General features: G+C 43.4%; 13 protein-coding genes, 2 tRNA genes and 2 pseudogenes. 13 read left to right on the top strand and 4 right to left on the bottom strand.

The features are described 5' to 3' along the window. The first annotated feature begins 35 nt into the window (after positions 1 to 35). Positions 36 to 2,432 carry a phosphoenolpyruvate synthase gene (gene ppsA, locus BUQ89_RS10965; RefSeq protein WP_028460707.1) on the top strand — a complete coding sequence of 799 codons (2,397 nt, stop codon included), beginning with the start codon at positions 36 to 38 and terminating at the stop codon, positions 2,430 to 2,432. A 258-nt stretch (positions 2,433 to 2,690) separates the two neighbouring features. Here the strand turns inward: ppsA and yoaA are convergent, their stop codons facing one another. Beyond that, positions 2,691 to 4,634 (bottom strand): DNA repair helicase YoaA, encoded by a 1,944-nt coding sequence (gene yoaA, locus BUQ89_RS10960; protein ID WP_028460706.1) that lies wholly within the window; start codon positions 4,632 to 4,634, stop codon positions 2,691 to 2,693. An 836-nt stretch (positions 4,635 to 5,470) separates the two neighbouring features. On the opposite strand from yoaA, the gene BUQ89_RS10955 reads away from it, so the two are divergent. The 3 genes from BUQ89_RS10955 (at position 5,471) to pdxA (ending at position 10,123) form a co-directional block, all read left to right on the top strand. Beyond that, a complete protein-coding gene (locus BUQ89_RS10955) occupies positions 5,471 to 7,675 on the top strand; it encodes an LPS-assembly protein LptD (RefSeq protein WP_245813006.1) in 2,205 nt (734 codons plus the stop codon). Positions 7,676 to 7,788: 113 nt separating this feature from the next. After that, the gene (locus BUQ89_RS10950) at positions 7,789 to 9,102 is read left to right on the top strand and encodes a peptidylprolyl isomerase (RefSeq protein WP_342742983.1); all 1,314 of its coding nucleotides are present in this window, start codon (positions 7,789 to 7,791) and stop codon (positions 9,100 to 9,102) included. A gap of 10 nt (positions 9,103 to 9,112) precedes the next feature. Continuing rightward, entirely contained in the window at positions 9,113 to 10,123 is a 1,011-nt protein-coding gene (gene pdxA, locus BUQ89_RS10945; RefSeq protein WP_036572537.1) for a 4-hydroxythreonine-4-phosphate dehydrogenase PdxA, read from the top strand. 210 nt (positions 10,124 to 10,333) lie between these two features. Here the strand turns inward: pdxA and BUQ89_RS10940 are convergent, their stop codons facing one another. Further along, a complete protein-coding gene (locus BUQ89_RS10940; protein WP_083399493.1) occupies positions 10,334 to 11,176 on the bottom strand; it encodes a methane monooxygenase/ammonia monooxygenase subunit C in 843 nt (280 codons plus the stop codon). A 705-nt stretch (positions 11,177 to 11,881) separates the two neighbouring features. Here BUQ89_RS10940 and rsmA point away from each other — a divergent pair. Next, positions 11,882 to 12,691 (top strand): 16S rRNA (adenine(1518)-N(6)/adenine(1519)-N(6))-dimethyltransferase RsmA, encoded by an 810-nt coding sequence (gene rsmA / locus BUQ89_RS10935; RefSeq protein ID WP_028460701.1) that lies wholly within the window; start codon positions 11,882 to 11,884, stop codon positions 12,689 to 12,691. A 207-nt stretch (positions 12,692 to 12,898) separates the two neighbouring features. Here rsmA and hemF read toward each other — a convergent pair whose 3' ends face one another. After that, entirely contained in the window at positions 12,899 to 13,795 is an 897-nt protein-coding gene (gene hemF / locus BUQ89_RS10930; protein ID WP_028460700.1) for an oxygen-dependent coproporphyrinogen oxidase, read from the bottom strand. Positions 13,796 to 14,094: 299 nt separating this feature from the next. Here hemF and aroC point away from each other — a divergent pair, with 299 nt between their 5' ends. The 4 genes and pseudogenes from aroC (at position 14,095) to BUQ89_RS10910 (ending at position 16,884) form a co-directional block, all read left to right on the top strand. Further along, positions 14,095 to 15,198 (top strand): chorismate synthase, encoded by a 1,104-nt coding sequence (aroC, locus tag BUQ89_RS10925; RefSeq protein ID WP_028460699.1) that lies wholly within the window; start codon positions 14,095 to 14,097, stop codon positions 15,196 to 15,198. A gap of 400 nt (positions 15,199 to 15,598) precedes the next feature. Continuing rightward, a tRNA-Arg gene (locus BUQ89_RS10920) sits at positions 15,599 to 15,675 on the top strand. Positions 15,676 to 15,728: 53 nt separating this feature from the next. Then, positions 15,729 to 15,804, top strand: a tRNA-Phe gene (locus BUQ89_RS10915). Positions 15,805 to 15,955: 151 nt separating this feature from the next. Further along, a pseudogene (locus BUQ89_RS10910) lies at positions 15,956 to 16,884 on the top strand (IS481 family transposase). 54 nt (positions 16,885 to 16,938) lie between these two features. On the opposite strand, the pseudogene tnpA reads toward BUQ89_RS10910, so the two are convergent. Then, a pseudogene (gene tnpA / locus BUQ89_RS10905) lies at positions 16,939 to 17,355 on the bottom strand (IS200/IS605 family transposase). Between the two features lie 30 nt (positions 17,356 to 17,385). Here tnpA and BUQ89_RS10900 point away from each other — a divergent pair. The 4 genes from BUQ89_RS10900 to trbK all read left to right on the top strand — a co-directional run bounded on the left by BUQ89_RS10900 (position 17,386) and on the right by trbK (position 20,403). Further along, a complete protein-coding gene (locus BUQ89_RS10900) occupies positions 17,386 to 18,618 on the top strand; it encodes an RNA-guided endonuclease InsQ/TnpB family protein (protein WP_074202606.1) in 1,233 nt (410 codons plus the stop codon). A 38-nt stretch (positions 18,619 to 18,656) separates the two neighbouring features. Beyond that, positions 18,657 to 19,055: a DVUA0089 family protein gene (locus tag BUQ89_RS10895; protein ID WP_028462415.1), complete on the top strand. Its 399-nt coding sequence runs from the start codon at positions 18,657 to 18,659 to the stop codon at positions 19,053 to 19,055. Between the two features lie 471 nt (positions 19,056 to 19,526). Further along, the gene (locus BUQ89_RS10890; protein ID WP_074202605.1) at positions 19,527 to 19,967 is read left to right on the top strand and encodes an integrase core domain-containing protein; all 441 of its coding nucleotides are present in this window, start codon (positions 19,527 to 19,529) and stop codon (positions 19,965 to 19,967) included. Between the two features lie 229 nt (positions 19,968 to 20,196). Continuing rightward, positions 20,197 to 20,403, top strand: coding sequence for an entry exclusion lipoprotein TrbK (trbK, locus tag BUQ89_RS10885; protein WP_036573983.1), 207 nt, complete (start codon positions 20,197 to 20,199; stop codon positions 20,401 to 20,403). Positions 20,404 to 20,632 lie beyond the last annotated feature (229 nt).

Below are 20,632 nucleotides of genomic sequence, written 5' to 3'. Positions count from 1 at the left end.
GTTGGACTAAATCGATATTTTCTTAGGAGACAGAGATGAGCTCAGTAAAATATATTGCCTGGTTTGATGAGCTACGTATGACCGATACGAATAGTGTGGGAGGGAAGAATGCCTCGCTGGGTGAGATGATTAGCCAGTTATCTGGAGCCGGTGTACGGGTGCCGGGTGGTTTTGCTACCACAGCTAATGCGTATCGGGACTTTCTTGCACAAGATAACCTGGCTCAGCGTATTGAAGAAACCCTAGCATTATTGGATGTGAGTGATGTTGCGTTATTGAGTCGAACAGGTACTCAGATTCGGAAGTGGATTATGGGGATTTCTTTACCACAACGTCTGCAAGAAGAAATCAGCGCCGCTTATGAAAAAATGCTGATCAGTGCAGGAACACGTAATATTTCCGTAGCGGTGCGATCATCAGCTACTGCTGAAGATTTGGTGGATGCTTCGTTTGCAGGACAGCAAGAAACATTTCTGAATATTACTAGCCTGGACAGCTTATTGACAGCTGTTAGATCTGTATATGCTTCGCTCTATAATGATCGTGCGATTTCGTATCGTGTTCATCATGGGTTCGCACATGCTGATGTAGCGCTATCGGTTGGGGTGCAACGGATGGTTCGAAGTGATCTGGGTGCTTCAGGTGTTATGTTTACACTGGATACTGAATCCGGATTTGATCAAGTTGTTTTTATTACGGCATCCTATGGGCTTGGTGAGGCTGTTGTTCAAGGCATCGTAAACCCGGATGAATTCTATGTATATAAACCTACATTGAAACAAGGTAAGCCTGCCATACTTAAACGTAATCTGGGTACAAAGCTGATTCAAATACAATATGCTGAGAATGATGGCACGCAACGTACGGTGAGTACTCATGATGTGGACGAAACCAAACGCGCCCAGTTTTCGATCACAGACAAGGAAGTAGAAGAATTGGCCCGTCATGCGTTGGTTATTGAGGCGCATTATCAAAGGCCTATGGATATTGAATGGGGAAAAGATGGCCTTGATGGCAAACTTTATATTCTGCAGGCTCGACCGGAGACGGTACAGTCTCGAGCCAGCTTGGAACGGTTGGAGAGCTACCAGCTAAAAAATAAATCAGAAATTCTGGTCTCTGGATATGCGATTGGTCAGAAAATAGGGAGTGGGCGGGTACGCTTGATCTTGAATCCCGAGGAAATGTCGTGCGTAGAAGAAGGAGATACCCTGGTAACGGATATGACGGATCCGGATTGGGAGCCCGTAATGAAGCGCGCAGCAGCAATCGTTACGAATAGGGGCGGACGTACTTGTCATGCGGCGATTATTGCGCGTGAATTGGGTATTCCAGCTGTTGTCGGTTGTGGTAATGCGACCAGCGTGCTGGCTGAGAGGCGGATGGTCACTGTTTCCTGTGCAGAAGGGAATATAGGTAATATTTATGACGGTGCACTAGAAGTTGAAATCACGGAACTGGTATTAGACTCCATGCCGCAATCGCCTGTCAAAATCAGTATGAATATTGGTAATCCAGGTTTGGCATTCGATCTACGACGGATGCCAAACGATGGCATCGGTTTAGCGCGACTAGAATTTATTATTGCCCGTATGATTGGGGTTCATCCCAAGGCTATACTCGCTTATCCTGATATTCCAATAGAGCTGAAGCAAGCCATCGAAAAATGTAGTATGGGATATAGTAACCCGGTGCGTTTTTATGTTGATAAGCTCACAGAATGTATTGCAACGCTGGCGGCTGCGTTCTTTCCGAAACCGGTGATTGTGCGTTTGTCAGATTTTAAATCTAATGAATATGCGAATCTTGTTGGTGGAAAAGATTATGAACCCAGCGAGGAGAACCCGATGCTCGGTTTTCGAGGCGCTTCGCGTTATATTGCTGAAAGCTTTCGCGATTGTTTTAGATTGGAATGCGAAGCGCTTAGAAAAGTTCGTGATGAAATGGGTTTAACCAATGTGGAAATTATGATTCCATTCGTACGAACATTGGCTGAGGCTAGGCAGGTTATAGCATTGCTGGAGGAGAATGGTCTGAGACGGGGTGAACAGGGCTTACGTTTGATCATGATGTGTGAAGTTCCTTCCAATGCATTACTTGCTGACGAATTCCTACAATATTTTGACGGTTTTTCAATCGGCTCAAACGACCTTACCCAGCTCACCCTTGGACTCGATCGTGATTCCGGCCTTGTCTCGGCATCTTTTGATGAACGTGATCCAGCGGTCAAGGTTTTGCTGCGCTTGGCTATTCAGGCATGTTTAAAAGCCAATAAATATATTGGTGTTTGTGGACAAGGACCATCGGATCATCCTGATTTGGCTAATTGGCTAATGGAGGAAGGCGTTCAGAATCTTTCGCTTAATCCTGATAGTGTTATGCAAACCTGGTTATATCTGGCTAATCAAGCCGATAAAAAAAGATCACGCTAATAGAATAATGACGGATATTGCCTAAGGTTTTTTACCCGTGTAAAAGGCTGGCTCTTTGAAAAAAACAGTGCCAGCTGTTATCGGGACCCGGGGTTCGTATTGTTTGAAATATTTGAAAAACTCAACATAATCAATAGCATAAAACTTATGGCGAGGGCTTTCGCAAAAGTCTCCATCGATCTTATGCCGCCATGTTATAAAATACCGGACGCCATGAAAATTAGCAGGAGCCCCTGCTCTTTAAGGATGGGAAGCGTGTCAGGCGGAATCAGTGATAGAAAAAAACGCCTCAACTTCAGATAACTGTCGGGTACGTTTCATTGGTGGCAAGCTTTGCCAGATCTGTTTGCCATAAGACTTGGTGGTAAGGCGCGGATCACAGATCATGAGCACCCCCCGATCATTTTCATCACGAATCAATCGCCCTGCACCTTGTTTCAGGTTGATGACAGCGCGGGGTAATTGATACTCCATAAAAGCATTTCGCCCTTCACTATTGATTTTTTCAATACGTGCCGAAAGTACCGGGTCATCGGGTGAGGCAAAGGGTAACTTGTCAATGACAACCAGTGATAACGCTTCACCCCGCACATCGACACCCTCCCAAAATGATTGGCTACCGATTAGAATTGCATGATCTGTCTGCCGAAAACGCGCAAGCATGTCTGAACGCGAGCCTTGGCTTTGCAACAATATAGGGAAATCGTATTGTTCTTGTTTTAATGCAGTCAATAATAATTCATATACGCGTTGCATCGCTCTTAGACTCGTACATAAGAAAAAAGCACGACCCTGGCTGGCCCGCAAGACAGGCATAGCTGCTTTGACTACATAATCAGTATAGAGCTTGTTACTGGGTTCTGGCATATTGGGGGGAACATAAAGCAATGCCTGCTCGGAAAAATTAAAGGGACTATCCCAGCAAACGGATTGAGCCATTGCCAATCCCATTTCATCGTTATAATGAGAGAAATTCTTTTTAATGGATAAGGTAGCCGAAGTAAATACCCAGGCACGTGGCGATGCAGTTAATTGTTTATTGAAAATCTCTGCAATTGATAAGGGTGTGGCATTAAACTGTAGTGTGTGACTGAATACCTCCAGCCAGCGAACAAACTTATCTGTTTCGACTTGACTGTTCCAATGTTTGATACGGTTTAAGAGATCAGTTGCACGCTGCCAGCAGTTTTCTAATCCTTCGGAACGTTCTGCCTGATTTTTTAGCATACCTGTTAGTACCACCAGTTTATCCACCAGGATATCCAATGCCTTACCAAAATCAGGATTTCGTATAACCGCAGCGAATGGGAGGCGCGTATTCTCATGCGTAATGGCCAGACGTAAATCGCGCGCCGCTTTTTCCATTGAGGCAATGGTAATAGGTAGATCCGTAAAATCTCCGGCGTTTTGTAATGCTTCAACTTTAACATCTCGTGCAAGATCTAATAATTGGCCGGTGCTAATCGATTCTCCGAAAAATAGGCGAGCCGTTTCCGGCAATTGATGTGCTTCATCAAAAATGACTGTATTGCAGGCGGGCAACAACTCTGATAAGCCTTCGTCCCGCAGCATGACGTCAGCAAAAAACAAATGGTGATTAACCACAAGAATGTCTGCGGATAACGCTTTTTTACGTGCTTCCATTACGAAGCATTTTTTGAAGCTCGGACAACTTGAATTAAGGCAATTCTCTCGTGTAGAGGTTACCTGTTGCCAGATTTCGGCATTTTCCGGTATTTTGCTGAGGCCGCTTTTGTCCCCATGTTTGCTGATACTTGCATAATTCGCTATTAAGCCCAGAAACCGTACCTCATCTCGACTGGAGAAACGGGCATCCTGGCTTTGTAAAGTTTTTTCAAGATGGTAATGACATATATAATTAGCCCGTCCTTTTAGCAGTGCAACAGTGACGGGTACCTTAAGTGCCGCCCGTACCGTTGGAAGATCACGGCTAAAAATCTGATCCTGTAGCGTTTTGGTTCCTGTAGAGATGATTACTTTGCCCCCGGCTAACAAGGCAGGCACCAAGTAGGCAAAGGTTTTACCTGTTCCTGTACCGGCTTCTGCGACAAGAATACGGTTGTTCGCTATGGTGTCAGCAATTGTCTGCGCCATTTGCAGTTGTTGTGTGCGTGGACGATACCCCACTATAAAGCGGGAAAGTACGCCGCCGGCAGAAAAAATTGAATCAAGATTAAGCATAAAAAAATAGTAATGCTAAGGAAGCATGGTTCATGTATTTTGATTTTACAGTGTGATAGGGCTCGAACGAATCAATTCAGGCAGCAATCGATCCGAAGCGGTCATTGCTCAATTTAAATGGATGTGTTTAACAAATAGGCAATTATTTTGACGATATGATTTTTCCGGAAACTATTCTGGTTTTTATAAAATGCCGGTTTTTAATCTGTAAACTCGGCGAGGCAAGTAAAATGCGGCAGGCTTATCGGTATTCTAGCAAAGTATATTGCTTGTTACGCAGCAGTCATTCTAACTGGGCCAGTTTGTCGTACTTGTACAGAAATGAAAAGTAGGATATTAAATCCATTGTAGAACAGTTGGATATCACTTTTGAGTTGATTGTATTTAGCGAAAAATGAACGATAGTGGTCTGGATGATATTGAGATAATATACCTGGATTCCAGATGCAATATTTTTATGGATAATTTGGAGCTATTTTTTTCTTGTGCTTTAAGCATTGTCTTAATGTGAAATATGAGCAGAGAAATAGTACAATAGCCTGTATTCATCATGTGTACCTGCAAATGTGTTTTCTCGAGAAGGTATCCACCATTTTAAAAATCCGTCGGATTCCAATCTACATGTGAGGAGCGAATACGGGTTAATGCGTCGGTGGACTACTATCATCTATGCGATAACAAAAATTGAAACGATGGCAGTGATTTCTCTTGCTCGTGCGTCGTCTAATCTTGAATTAGATAAACGCCTAATAATGACAAAAATCGGAATAATAAAACTGGAAATCGTGGGAATAATATTTTTGGATTGACCCCTTGCTTCCAGAATTAACATGCTAATGATGAAAACACAACTATTCCGATCTGCATCGTTTCTTTTTGTTTCTTTATTGATCTCATTAAATGTATTTGCTGATGAATCATCGCCTGAGCCAGGAAAAGAGTCGGATTCACTAACTCCGATCACCACACCTCAGAAAAAGCCGATATTTATTGATGCTGATCGTATCCATGGTTACTATAAACAAGAAATAGAGGCTGTAGGAGATGCGAAATTGCGTCGTGGGGATCAGTCTATCTCAGCTGATCGTATGAAATACTTTCAGGATACCGAAGATACTGAGGCCGAAGGCCATGTCCGCCTTGAACGCGCTAAAGATACTTTGGAAGGAACGGATCTTCAGTTAAATCTGGAAACAGAGACAGGTTATCTATCTCAACCGAACTACTATATGAGAGACGGGAGTGGACGTGGTACAGGTAGCATCCTGTTATTTGAAGGAGATGATAATTATCGGTTAAAACAGGGTAGCTATACTACTTGTCCAGTGGGTAATGATGATTGGTATATACGAGCCGATGATCTGGAAATTAACAACGATGAGGAGGTTGGTACCGCCCGTAATGTCAGTGTTCTCTTCAAGGATGTACCGATATTGTATTTGCCCTGGATGAGCTTTTCATACAATGGCAAGCGGAAAACGGGCATGCTGGCACCTATTTTTGGCAATACGGCTAGAAGCGGGGGTGATCTGGCTCTACCGTTTTATTGGAATATTGCGCCAAATATTGATGCAACTATTGCGCCGAGATTGATGACTAAACGTGGCATTATGGTGAATAACGAGTTGCGCTATATGGGAAGTAGCTTTATGGGGCAAGTGCTGGCTGATGTCTTGCCGGATGACTTGGATACGAATCAAACTCGTTATGGTATTTCATTCATGCATTCTCAGTATCTGGGTAAAGGCTGGAGTAGTAACCTGAATTACAACAGTGTCTCAGATGATCTTTTTTTTAGAGATCTGGCTAATAATCTGGCGCAAACCAGCCGAACAAACTTATTGCAGCAAGGCGTTGTATCCTACCATGGTGATCTTGGTGTGGGTGGGGTGCTTGGTTTTAGTGCGATGGTGCAACGATTTCAGACACTTCAAGACCCGCGTGCGCTGATTATTTCCCCTTATAAACGTTTACCACAGTTATCCTTGACTGCAATTAAACGTAATGTAGCGGGCATTGATTTTGATTTCAATAGTAGTTGGACGAATTTTTCTCACCCAACGCTGGTGGATGGTCAGCGCTTGACATTATTTCCCAATGTCAGTGTGCCTTTACGTAACGCATTCGGCTACCTTACACCCAAGATCGGATTGCACTACACGCGTTATAATTTGTCTTCTTCGACTGAATTAAGAGGTGAAAATACAGATCGAACTATTCCTATATTGAGTCTGGATAGCGGTGTTGTATTTGATCGCGAAACAGCACTTAGCGGCAAGACATTTATTCAAACCCTGGAACCCCGTGCTTTTTATGTCTACGTGCCTTTTAAGGACCAAAGTCAATTACCTAATTTTGATTCTGCTGAATCCGATTTCAGTTTTGCACAGATGCTGACTGAAAACCGATTCAGCGGTAGTGACCGCATTAATGATGCCAATCAGATTACATTAGCACTGACATCCCGTTTGCTTGAACCAGGAACGGGTATTGAGCGCTTACGTATCGCAATCGGTCAGCAGTTTCGTTTTATAGATCGTGATGTGACATTGAACTCGCCACAGGTAACCAGTGGGCGTGCGGATTTTATTGCGGCTCTTTCAGGGCGTCTTACACCGGAAATCAGTGCCGATACGAATATACAGCTTGATGAAAATGAACTGCGTACCGAAAAAATACGGACTGGTTTGAGTTATCAGCCTGAATTAGGTAAGGTGGTGAATCTGGGTTATCGCTTTACACGTGATGTATTGGAACAAGTTGATGCTTCAACGCAATGGCCGATATCCGGAGGTTTGCACGGTGTGGTGGGTGTTAACTATTCTCTTCGGGATGATAAAATTCTGGCCGGACTGGCTGGATTGGAGTACAGTTCTTGTTGCTGGGCACTGCGTGTTGTGCTACAGAGACTGACTACCGCTACACAAAAAACATCTACTGCATTTTTCGTTCAGCTTGAGTTAAATGGCTTGATGGAAATTGGCACGAATCCACTACGTGTACTACAACAAAATATTCCTGGTTATAGCAGTATTCATTAATAAATAAAACAAAGGTAAGTTTGTATCGATTGAGTTAATTGAATTCAATGAAGGCAAATTATTATTGATGGATCACATAACGTGCTATTTGATTATTGATTAGATTTATGCATATGAAATTGTTTTTCTATATTTTTGCTCTGATGACCATGTCAGTAATGACGACCGTTGTTGCACAAGACGCAGACGCCATTCGTGGTGTGGTTGCGATCGATCGGATTGTAGCGGTTGTGAACGAGGAGGTGATTACACAGCGGGAATTAGATGATGCCATTGAAGCGGGTATCAATCAGTTACTACAACAGGGTGTGCAGCCGCCTGATCGTGCTGTACTTGCGGATCAAATTCTTGAAAGTGTGGTTGTCAAGCGAATACAGCTGCAACGTGCCAAAGAGGTTGGCTTGTCAATTAATGAGAGTGAACTCGATGAGACGATTCACCGGATCGCTGAGGAAAATAAATTATCTGTACAGGAGTTTTATGACGTACTTGAGCGTGACAAAATAGATTTCAGTAGATTCCGTCAAGAGGTTCGTGATGAAATGATCATGGTCAGACTGAAAGAGCGTGAGATTAATAAACAGGTAAATATTACGGAGAGAGAAGTTGATAATTTTATCCGCACGCAGGAAACGTCCGCTATTGATAATGACGAATACCGGATTGCCCATATTCTGATACGCATTCCTGAACGGATGGACCCGGCTCAGATTGAAAAAAGGCGAGAACGTGCAGAAATGGCATTGGAAAGACTAAAAGAAGGCGCTGAATTTGCACAGGTTACCGCTGAATTTTCTGATGCCGCTGATGCCATGCAGGGCGGTATACTTGACTGGCGTCCGATTGCTCAGATGGGGCCAAAGTTTGCTGAATTACTGGCGCCTTTGCAACCAGATGAATTAACCCCAATCATTCAGAGTCCAGCTGGCTTTCATATTTTTAAATTACTTGAGCGACGTGCGCAGGAGGTGCCTGTTGTTATTATCGATCAGACTCATGCACGTCATATACTGATAAAAGTCAGCGAATTGACTGCTAAAAGCGATGCGATGGAGCAGATCATTCAGCTTAAGAAGCGTATTGATAATGGAGCCAGTTTTTCAGAAATAGCGAAGCTTCACTCTGAAGATGCTAGCGCCTCATCGGGTGGTGATCTGGGCTGGATTTCGCCGGGCGATACGGTTCCTGCGTTTGAGCAAGCAATGAATGCATTGTTGCCGGGGCAAATCAGTGAACCAGTAGAATCTCCTTTCGGGTGGCACTTGATTCAAGTGATAGAGCGTCGCACTCAGGATGTGAGTACTGAACGACAGCGACAAACTGCACATCAGGCGATACGCGCACGTAAAGCAGATGTTGTGATCCAGGATTGGTTGCAGCAATTACGCGATCAAGCCTATGTAGAGTATCGAATGGAAGATCACTGACCAAAATATGATGACAAAACTCCATTCTATTCCTACACTTGTTCTGACTGCAGGCGAACCGGCTGGAATCGGGCCTGATTTGTGTGTGCAAATTGCACAGCAAACATTGCCTTGCCGTTTAGTAGTCGTTGCGGATCACGAATTATTGCAGGCACGTGCCCGTTCATTACAGCTGCCTCTGGATTTGATTCAGGCTGAATCTTCCGCTGTCATGCCACATCAGGCCGGCAGTCTACAGATATTACATGTTCCATTAAGCCAACCCGTACAACCGGGTAAACTGGATCCAGCAAATGCCCGCTATGTTTTGGAAACACTTAAGTATGCCACTGAAGGCTGTTGTAGCGGTGAATTTGATGCACTGGTTACCGCACCGGTACATAAAGGCATTATCAATGATGCCGGTTTTACTTTTACCGGACATACAGAATATTTAGCACAATTAACGGATAGTCGAGTAGTCATGATGCTGGTGGGAGGCAATATGCGTGTAGCATTAGCGACCACACATTTGCCACTTAACACAGTTGCTACAGCCATTACTTTTGAGAAATTGGAAAATCAGTTAGGCATTATTTATCATGATCTGATTAAACGCTTTATGATTGCTGATCCTTGTATCGCTGTGGCAGGATTGAATCCACATGCAGGTGAGTCAGGTCATCTGGGTCGTGAAGAAATCGATATCATCATTCCGGTGCTTAATAAATTGCGCCAAGAGGGGATGAAGCTTGTTGGCCCTATGCCGGCTGATACATTATTCAATCCGCTACAACTCAATAATTATGATTGTATTTTTGCTATGTATCATGATCAGGGTTTGCCGGTACTTAAATATGCCAGTTTTGGGACAGGTGTCAATGTCACATTGGGGCTGCCGATTATTCGAACTTCAGTGGATCATGGGACTGCGCTGGATCTGGCCGCAACCGGCCGGGCAGATTCAGGTAGCATGCTGGCGGCTATTTCAATGGCAATTACATTAGCTGTGAATAAGAACCTGCCGATGTCTATTTCATGAGAAAGATTTTTGGCTAATCTGCGATTTCTTTTGATGTTGTCGTATATCGAGCTCCGCCCCCTGCGAGGCAGAGGGCGGAGAACTACGTTACTACGTTACTACGTTACTACGTTACTACGTTACTACGTTACTACGTTACTACGTTACTACGTTACTACGTTACTACGTTACTACGTTACTACGTTACTACGTTACTACGTTACTACGTTACTATCGCGATTTAAAAACATCATCGAGGATGACTCTGCTTTGTCCATTCCATTGCACATCCAAAAGATTGGAAAAACGAGCTATGATTTGGATGGCAACACCACCGGAAAACAAAGCCGCCCAAGCCAGTACCACGAAGCCCCAATGTAACGGTGCGCTGAAGAGCTCTTCCATGAACCAGAAGGCATGACCCCACTCGTTCAAACCGACGTTAGGCAGACTCATCACTGGTCCTGCTATGGCCATTACCAAGGGGAATGAGGTGCCTTTTGCATATAGCGGCAATCGTGTGTTTGCATACAGATAGGTCGCTATGGCCATGATGATATACATCGGAAATGCGCCGTAGAACAATGGTATATGACTGGGAGTGAAACTAGTGTCACGAATGATCACCTGGTGCCATGAAGCATCCTGTTCGGTGAAGAAACTTGACCCCCAGTAAACAGCGAACAGATAGGTGCCTAACCACATGAGGAAATAAAAATACCGCTTTATCTCCTGTTTTACCGTCAGGCTGGCCAGCTGTTCCTTACTGTCACGTGTTTTCCACACCCAGCCCCAGACGACAAGGGCTACAGTAGGCCAAAGTACCATGTGGAAACGCCAGAGACCCAACCAGATTCGGTCAAATTCGGGCTCCATTGAATCCATTCCATGCGAATAGGCGTATGTACGCTGAAACCAAACCCAGAATATGGCTATTCCCAGTATAGGGAGAAGACCCAATTTATAATATTTGGAATCGTACCATTCTGACATATCATAGGTAGTGCTGCTGACCTCTGTTCGATCCAATGCTTTATTATCTACTTTGTTTGTAAACACTTTAGTTGTAAACATAAAACCACTGACCTCCATCCGGTCCGATGCTTTAATTGTATAAAACATGAAACCAGTTCCTTTTTGCAAATAATCAAGAGTTTATGAATAAACTCAAGAATTAGAGACAAAAAAATCATCAGCCCATCTCTTTGGACTGACGAAACTTAAGACAACCCCAGTTACTCGCTAAAAGTATTTAAAGAACTTAATAACCCTTAACAAGTACTGGTTTTTAAAACTTTCATGGCTATTTTCCTCTCTTCTCAAACAATAAAAATTATCTGTTTTTTTACAGACACTTATTTGAGTTGTTCTATTCAAGAAAGTTCCTTTGAAAGGTATCTTGCATACTGAGCTTGTCTCGAAATAGCCTAAAATTAAAATTATTATCATATCTATTTGTTAATAATTAATGGGTTGTATAGTGAAAAACGGATAAATGGTGTGTTAAGAAACAGTCCCATACTGTCATGATTTGCGTCAGATTTTTTCAATAAATCTTGGTTGTTTTTCAATTTGGCAGATTTTTGGGCGGGGTGATGTATAACGCAGGCGCATGTTACGCTGCTTATTTTTTACGACTACGCTGATTTCTGACCAGCTGCACGATAGTTTTATAGGATGAGATCAAGCAGTGGTAGACTGTATGGCTGTAACAGAATCTCTACTTGCTAGACAGGTGTGAAATATCCGGCATTGATAGTTTAATCGGAATCTAAGCAAATGACGCGCCATATCCCTCGTAAACGTTTCGGCCAGAATTTTCTGGTTGATACACAGATAATATCGAATATTATCGATGCCATTTATCCACAACCAGGCGATCGACTGGTTGAAATTGGTCCTGGGCTCGGTGCATTGACTCGGCCATTATTACGATTATTGGATCACTTATATGTGATAGAGCTGGATCGTGATATTGTTGCTAGGTTAGAGAGTGAATTTCTCCCGGATAGATTGACCATTTACTCAGCCGATGCCCTAAAATTTGATTTTTCTCTCTTGGGAAACAAGCTGCGAGTAGTAGGTAATTTGCCTTACAATATTTCGACACCTCTCCTTTTCCATCTGAGTCAGTATTCAAAGTTCATTGCTGATATGCATTTCATGCTGCAAAAAGAGGTGGTAGCGCGCATGGTTGCTGAACCCGGTACATCGGAATATGGTCGGCTTTCAGTCATGTTGCAATATCGTTTTGAAATGGAGCAGGTTTTTATTGTTCCACCCGAATCTTTTGATCCTGTACCCAAAGTAGAATCAGCGATTGTGCGTTTGCTTCCATTCCGACAGCCGGTCATGACGAGCGGAAACGAGGTGCTCTTTGCCCAGGTAGTGGCGGCCGCATTCTCGCAAAGACGCAAAACGTTACGCAACACCTTGCACCACTATTTAAAGCCCGCCGATTTCACAAAACTTGAAATTGATTCGGGATTGCGTGCTGAAAATTTGTCGGTTGCACAATTCATTGCCATTGCACACTATTTAGCTCCACCGACAGATGATGTGCCGGTTACGCCCATAAGCGATCAATAGCAACAGGTGGCATAATGCTGCGAATGTGATGCGCACAGGATAGCCGTGAAGCCTGTTGCGCTATCTATTTCCGCTTTGGTGTGTACACCAGGCCATGCTAGGATGGCCTGGCACGGGTGTGAGGCTACTTACGGGTAAATGACCGCGCTATTCATCATTCTGTTGTCTGGCGGTATACTCGAGTTCATCCTGCTAAATTGAAATCGACTATATCCAGTCCTTGCCGATTAAGAAATCGGTGTAGAGTTTCTCTTCAGCACTCCCGGCTTGCGGTTTCCAGTCATAACGCCACTTGACCGTGGGCGGTAGAGACATGAGAATGGATTCGGTTCGCCCACCGGATTGTAATCCGAATAATGTTCCCCGGTCCCATACCAGGTTGAATTCAACATAGCGTCCACGTCGATATGCCTGAAAATCATGCTCACGTTCGCCAAAAGGAATGTTCAGACGTCGTGTCAGTATGGGCGTATAAGCAGCGAGTAAATGTTCGCCTACACTTTTGGTCAGATTGAAGCAGGTATTAAAGTCAGGTTGATTAAGATCATCAAAAAAAATACCGCCAATTCCCCGTGGTTCCTGACGATGTTTCAAATAGAAGTATTCATCGCACCATTTCTTATAGCGTGGGTAATAATCATCTCCAAAAGGTTGGAGCGCATTCCTGCATGTTTGATGGAAATGTATGGCATCCTCCGTATAGCCATAATAAGGCGTTAAGTCCATGCCGCCACCAAACCACCAGATAGGATCAGTACCTGCTTTATGGGCCTCCAGAAAACGTACATTCATATGGACGGTGGGTGCGTACGGATTGCGTGGATGGAGTACTAGTGATACCCCCATTGCTTCAAATGAACGTCCGGATAATTCAGGCCGTGCTGCTGTAGCAGATGCAGGTAATCCACCACCGAATACATAAGAGAAATTAACGCCGCCACGTTCAAAAACATTACCTTGTTCTATGACGCAGCTGATTCCACCGCCGCCTTCTGAACGTTCCCACTGATCGTGGTAAAAAGATTTGCCATCAATTTGTTCTAATTCTTTAACGATATTTTCCTGTAACTGCTTTAAAAATTCTTTTACATGCGTTGAATTCATTCAAACTCCAAATTTTGATACGATATATTTTATGATATGAAATGCGTCTGTCTATCACCGCAGACCGGTAATTTGCAAAACTTTTGATTCGTTAAAAGAGATTATGACAATGTTTATCCAAAATGCTTATGGCTTTTCTTGTTTGGTATGAAAGGGTATATTTTACCTATCGATGCAATTCTCTGAAAGAACTTCATTCGAAATGCAGACTCGATCATCAAACTCGGGCTTGGACAGGATCAGGAAAAGCGGGCGTTCATATGTTAGACTCACCAGATTAGTTTAATGAGAAAAAGAGCATGTCGGGTAATACGTTCGGTGAAATCTTTAGTGTCACTTCTTTCGGTGAATCACACGGCCCTGCGATTGGTTGTGTAGTGGATGGCTGTCCGCCAGGATTGGAATTATCTGTTGAAGATATTCAGCTGGAATTGGATAGACGTAAACCCGGAACTTCTCGCCATGTGACGCAGCGCCGCGAATCCGATACGGTAGAGGTTCTTTCGGGTATCTTCGAAGGTAAAACAACGGGCACGCCGATAGCGCTGTTGATTCGTAATGAAGATCAGCGCAGTAAAGATTACAGTAAAATCATGGATGTTTTTCGCCCCGGGCATGCTGACTACGTTTATTGGCAGAAATATGGGATACGGGACTATCGTGGTGGCGGGCGATCTTCTGCTCGTGAAACGGCCGTGCGGGTAGCAGCAGCGGCGATTGCTAAAAAATGGTTGTATGAAAAATTTGGCATAAAAATACGTGGCTATATGGCACAGTTGGGGCCTATTGTGATTCCATTTAGGCAATGGGATATGGTGAATCAGAATCCATTTTTTGCGGCTGATATCGACTGTGTCCCTGAGTTGGAAGCGTTTATGGACAAGTTGCGTAAATCCGGCGATTCAGTAGGTGCAAAAATCAGTGTTATCGCTGAAGGCGTCCCGGTGGGTTGGGGGGAGCCAGTATATGACAGACTTGATGCAGAAATTGCCTATGCCATGATGACGATTAATGCAGTGAAAGGTGTGGAAATCGGTGCGGGATTTGCCTGTGTTATGCAAAAAGGAACCGAGCACTCAGACGAAATGACACCAGCCGGATTTTTGAGCAACAATGCGGGAGGCATACTGGGCGGTATCTCTACCGGTCAGGCGATTACTGCTAATATTGCGATTAAACCGACATCCAGTATTCGTTTGGAACGCCGTTCGATTGACAAGAGCGGTCAGCCTGTAATTGTAGAAACGCACGGCCGGCATGATCCGTGTGTGGGTATTCGCGCAACACCGATAGCCGAGGCCATGTTGGCGTTGGTATTAATGGATCATGCGTTACGGCATCGTGCGCAAAATGCGGATGTGGTGTGCACAACGCCCAGAATTCCCGGCAACAGCAGCTATTAGAAGAATATTTTATTTCAGGATGAAACGAGAGCAAAATTAAAGGAAAACTCGGAACCAGAAGAAACCTGAGTGTATTGATTAGGAGTTTTAAAGGAAAATAATTTAATCGCTCGAGATAGAAATTGCTAATTTAATGACTTTTTCTTGACAAATGGCCTTAAATACACCATTATCGCCTCCGAAATCAGTTTGCAGCTATGTCTAGATCGTAGATGACGTAGAATGATTGTTGAATACAGCTTGAACGTGTGGAAAGAAAAGGATTCTGTACGCTTAATTATAATTAATAAGCGTATAGTAAAAAATAAAGAAAGTTCGAATCCCGCTTTTTACTTCAGTCTGATATAATCTCGTCTGTTAATTAGATGACTTGCTGAAAAATTAGATCAGGTTATGCTTAGCGCCCGTAGCTCAGTTGGATAGAGTACTTGGCTACGAACCAAGGGGTCGTGGGTTCGAATCCTGCCGGGCGCACCACAAGCGTAATCAATGACTTACTGCATTAATCTAACTAATAATGCAATGCTTAAGGCCAAGTAGCTCAGTCGGTAGAGCAGAGGACTGAAAATCCTTGTGTCGGTGGTTCGATTCCGCCCTTGGCCACCAGATAAAAAAAGCACTTAGATCATTTTTGACTAAGTGCTTTTTGTTTTATGAAGCGTGTAGTTGGTATGTTTAAAGGCATGGTTATATGTCTTAGATGTTTAGTCCCACGGTGTGCTGGTGTAACATATAACCAACTACGGAGGGATGATTTATGGGACAGATATTACACGGAAGCGCCCGCACGACAGCGGCGGTGCGTCGAGCGATACAATATAGTCAAGAGAGTCTGAATGTTCTGGCCAAGCGGCATGGGATTAATCCAAAAACGGTAGCGAAGTGGCGGAAGCGGGAATTCACCCACGATGCACCGATGGGCCCCAAAGAGTCGCACTCGACCGTTTTAAGTCTGGAAGAAGAGGCCGCTGTTGTGGCGTTTCGCAAACATACGCTTCTACCGCTGGATGATTGTCTATATGCCCTGCAACCAAGCATTCCGCATTCAACCCGCTCAAGCCTGCATCGCTGCTTTCAACGGCATGGCATCAGTCGGTTGCCGGATGTTGATGGTGACAAGCCAAAGAAAAAGTTTAATACCTATCCAATTGGCTACTTCCATATTGATATTGCCGAAGTTCGTACGAAGGAAGGTAAACTCTATCTTTTTGTAGCCATTGACCGGACATCAAAGTTTGTTTTTGTTCAACTCCAGAACAAAGCCAACCGCGACACGGCAACCGCCTTCTTGAAGGCCGTGATCGAGACTGTTCCCTACAAGATCCATACAATCCTGACTGATAACGGTATCCAGTTTACGTTCCCGGCGCGTTATCGAAATGGGCCAACGGCTCAGTATGTAACGCATATGTTCGATATGTGTTGTCAGATCAACGGCATCGAGCGCCGTCTCACCAAACCCAACCATCCCTGGACCAATGGTCAGGTCGAACGCATGAATCAAACCATCAAGGATGCAACTGTAAAACGGTACTATTACGACTCACACGATCAGTTGAAGGCCCATCTCCATAGCTTTGTGATGGCTTAAACTTCGCCAAAAGACTAAAAACTCTCAAGGGCCTAACGCCCTATGAATACATCTGCAAAATCTGGACAAATGAGCCAGATCGTTTTATCAAATAGCGCGTAAAACTTCGTCCTTCAGGGCGGAGATATAAGCGCACAGGCGAAGCCTGTTTAATGCGGTCTTTGCTGTTGTTCAATATATTGCTTAATAATCGAGAGTGGTGCTCCACCACAACTACCCGCAAAATAGCTTGGACTCCAAAGCATATTACCCTAAAGCTTATTTTTAATTTCGGGATAATTCTTTTTGCGAATAAGTCGGCTTGAAACGCCTTTCAAACTATTTACCAAGTTAGAAATAGCAATTTTTGGTGGATAGTTAACTAAAAGGTGAATATGATCATGCTCACCGTTAAATTCCACCAATTCTGCTTCAAAATCCAAACACACGTTTTTAAATATTTCTTCCAAATCAATTAATACCCTTCCGGAGAAAACATCTCTACGGTATTTTGTTACAAAGACCAAATGAACATGAAGATTAAAAACGCAATGTATTCCTGTTCTTACATCGTTATTAACTTGCATAGACCAATTCCTTTTTGTATAATTATAACCATGAAGCAGATTATACGCAAAGCCTTTAAATCTCGACTCAATCCAAATTCTGACCAAGTACAGAAGATGGTTGAGTTTGTAGGTGCTAATCGGTTTGTTTGGAATAAAGCCTTAGCAATGAATCTGTTCAGATTAGAGCAGAAACAGCCATTGCTTTGGTACAACGAGTTGTCATTTTGGCTAAAGCTATGGAAATACTCAGAAGATTATGGATTTCTAAAAACCGTTCATTCTCAACCGTTGCAACAAGCCTTAAAAAACTTAGAAAAAGCGTTCAAAGACGGTTTTGATAAAAAACAGCCTTTAAAACGGATTCCAAAATTCAAGAAAAAAGGTTTGAGTGACAGCTTCCGTTATCCACAAGGATTTAAGCTGGAGCAAGAGTCTAGCAAAGTGTTCTTGCCTAAAATCGGTTGGGTGAAATATCGTAATTCACGCCAAGTCATTGGTGACGTTAAAAATATGACGATTTCCCGTAAAGGCGGTTATTGGTACGTGTCGATTCAGACTGAGTACGAGACCGAGCTAAAGCGTCATAGCTCAACCAGTATGATTGGTGTTGATATGGGCGTTACCCGCTTTGCAACCTTGTCAGACGGCTCATACGTAGAACCTTTAAACAGTTTCAGAAAGTTATCAAAGAAACTGGCTTTTGAACAGCGTAAGCTGTCTAAAAAAGTCCGTTTCTCTGCTAACTGGAAAAAGCAGAAACAAATCATTACCCGACTGCATGAGCGTATTGCCAATGCTCGTTTAGACTTCTTACACAAAACCTCAACCGAAATCAGCAAAAATCACGCAATGGTCGTAGTTGAGAATTTAAAGATAGGAAACATGTCTAAGAGTGCCAAGGGCAGTGTTGAAAAGCATGGTAAAAACGTCAAAGCGAAATCGGGTCTAAACAAATCCATTCTTGACCAAGGATGGGGAATGTTCGTTTCGTTCTTGGAGTATAAACAGGCTTGTTCAGGCGGGGATGTATTGAAGGTAAACCCTCAATACACCTCTCAAACCTGCCCTAGATGTCAACATGTTAGTCGTGACAATCGCAAAAGCCAAAGTGCTTTTGAATGTACAGAATGTGGATTTAAAGCCAATGCCGACTTGGTAGGTGCCTTGAATGTACTTGAGCGAGGACATCGCTTGTTAGCCTGTGGAGTTGAAACGTTAGTTTCGTCTAAGAAGCAGGAACCAGTAGGCAGTAGCAATACAAACCTACTCTTAACGGCTTAATAAGTCGCTAGGAATCCCCTTCGTTTAGGAAGGGGAGGATGTCAATCAACTCCAGTGGTAATTTAGTTGCATCTAATGATGATGATTCGTCGATCGTCTCAGCATCATCAGGATTCAGCTGGGATGCTTTATTGTCCTTGGCACTGGGAGTAGATTCTTATACTGCTGTTCTTACGCAATTTGACAATGACCACATATCTGGTGATTTATTTGCGGGGATTTGGAGTGGTGCTGGCGTAACTGGTTTTATGGATGTTAGTGGTAGCCAACGAACTTCAGCATATGCATTTGATATATCTGGTGATTTTGTCACCAATGTTATCGCATCTAACACCAACGCGGTTCCAGAACCAGCAAGTATTGCTTTATTGGGATTTGGGCTGGCCGGATTTTCCTTTTCACGGAGAAGAAAACAGAAAATAAAGACCGCTGCATAACTGGTTATCTCGGGCTGGACAAGGTTTTAAGTGTTTGATTTATCAATGCTACAGGTAATCAGAAAAGCTCAAAAACACAGTTATGCAGCGGTCTTAAATAGCTTAATACAGCTATCCCCATCTTTCTAAAAACCTCAGCACATCCTGGGGTTTTTTATGGCAAACGAGAAAATACACCGTACAAATTTGAAAAAGCAGAGAGGATTAGATCTTGCAGAAGCACGCTGATTTCCCTCTGTTTTTTTGATAACTCGACTAACTGTCGCGTAATGCAACCCAAATTCGTCTGCAATCTGTTCAATGGTGTCAGTATGGTTCACGCAGTTATGCCACGTGGTTCAGGCGCCAGGGAATGATGATAGGCTGCAAGAAAGCAATTTCAATGATGAAGATGCTGGGCATTATTAGCGCAGCACCAAAGCCCAAAACTAGTATTCCGGCCAAGCAGCACAAGAAGTATCCTTAAAGGTTTTGGGCTATCTTGTTGTTATTATGGACTGGCATTCGCGTAAAGTACTGAGCTGGCGCTTATCCAACACACTGGACGCTGACTTCTGTGTCCAGGTTTTGGGAGCTGCCATCCAGGATCATGGCTGTCCGAAAATCATGAATAGTGATCAGGGTGTGCAGTTTACCAGTGAGGTATTTACATCAATGCTAGAAACCAATGGTATACAGATCAGAATGGATGGCAAGGGCTGCTACTATGACAATATTTTTGTTGAACGACTATGGCGTACAGTCAAATACGAACACTTATATACTCGGGAATTCAACAATCTAAAGGAGGTAAGAAAAAGTTTAAATGTTTGGTTCAACTGGTGCAATCAGGAACGTTTTCATCAAAGTCTTGATGATCTAACACCAGATGAAGTTTACTATCAAAAGTATGCAATTCCTCAAACTACCTGAGCTTGATTAACCAGCCATGTTGGAATCTTCAGGTTGTCTAGTTAATGGGGGCCACTTCAGTACCACTTCAGACAATTCTCAACTGACGCTAATGCCGGTTTGCTAAGGTGGTGAGGATGCAGGTAAAATCAGTTGCTTAGGCGTATATGCTTAAGTTTATACCGAGTTATTGAGAAATTGGCGGTATAGATAAAGCATTATTGATGGTTTTTTAGAAGGAAAATTTCAAATGAATGTTAATAAATATATGGTGTTGACTGTCGGTCTCAGTATTGCTTTGATTGGCTGTGGCAGTGAGGTTCCAGAACCAAGTACAATCAATTGTTCACCTTCAGGAATGGAAAAAGTGTTGCCACATTTTAGTAGCGAAGCTGAGCGACAAGCATTTATCGATGGATGTAATGCTTCCGGGAAAGAAGATACAGCGGTTGAGTAGCCGTTTAAATTCGGATTCGGTGGTAATTGTTTTATTGTGTAATCACCGGAGATAAGGTGCTTCGGATTGGGCTGAATCTGCTCTGGATATTATATATCCGGAGCAGATTCGGCTGATAATCATCGTGGTTCTTATATAGCGATATTTTACTGAGTAATTTCAGCATGGTAACGATACCTTAATTCAGGCAGTTTCTCGTTGAATGTCTTTGGATCAGGAACAGATTATA

This window comes from Nitrosomonas cryotolerans ATCC 49181 (assembly GCF_900143275.1).
In the GTDB taxonomy this organism is placed as follows: Bacteria; Pseudomonadota; Gammaproteobacteria; order Burkholderiales; family Nitrosomonadaceae; genus Nitrosomonas; species Nitrosomonas cryotolerans.
This window is presented reverse-complemented; position numbering and strand designations above follow the sequence as displayed.

What these genes read in the sequence shown, in the direction of transcription:
- ppsA (WP_028460707.1), top strand. Translation starts at nt 36, where the DNA reads ATGAGCTCAGTAAAATATATTGCCTGGTTTGATGAGCTACGTATGACC.
- yoaA (WP_028460706.1), bottom strand. Translation starts at nt 4,634, where the DNA reads ATGCTTAATCTTGATTCAATTTTTTCTGCCGGCGGCGTACTTTCCCGC.
- BUQ89_RS10955 (WP_245813006.1), top strand. Translation starts at nt 5,471, where the DNA reads ATGATGAAAACACAACTATTCCGATCTGCATCGTTTCTTTTTGTTTCT.
- BUQ89_RS10950 (WP_342742983.1), top strand. Translation starts at nt 7,789, where the DNA reads ATGAAATTGTTTTTCTATATTTTTGCTCTGATGACCATGTCAGTAATG.
- pdxA (WP_036572537.1), top strand. Translation starts at nt 9,113, where the DNA reads ATGACAAAACTCCATTCTATTCCTACACTTGTTCTGACTGCAGGCGAA.
- BUQ89_RS10940 (WP_083399493.1), bottom strand. Translation starts at nt 11,176, where the DNA reads ATGTTTACAACTAAAGTGTTTACAAACAAAGTAGATAATAAAGCATTG.
- rsmA (WP_028460701.1), top strand. Translation starts at nt 11,882, where the DNA reads ATGACGCGCCATATCCCTCGTAAACGTTTCGGCCAGAATTTTCTGGTT.
- hemF (WP_028460700.1), bottom strand. Translation starts at nt 13,795, where the DNA reads ATGAATTCAACGCATGTAAAAGAATTTTTAAAGCAGTTACAGGAAAAT.
- aroC (WP_028460699.1), top strand. Translation starts at nt 14,095, where the DNA reads ATGTCGGGTAATACGTTCGGTGAAATCTTTAGTGTCACTTCTTTCGGT.
- BUQ89_RS10900 (WP_074202606.1), top strand. Translation starts at nt 17,386, where the DNA reads ATGAAGCAGATTATACGCAAAGCCTTTAAATCTCGACTCAATCCAAAT.
- BUQ89_RS10895 (WP_028462415.1), top strand. Translation starts at nt 18,657, where the DNA reads ATGTCAATCAACTCCAGTGGTAATTTAGTTGCATCTAATGATGATGAT.
- trbK (WP_036573983.1), top strand. Translation starts at nt 20,197, where the DNA reads ATGAATGTTAATAAATATATGGTGTTGACTGTCGGTCTCAGTATTGCT.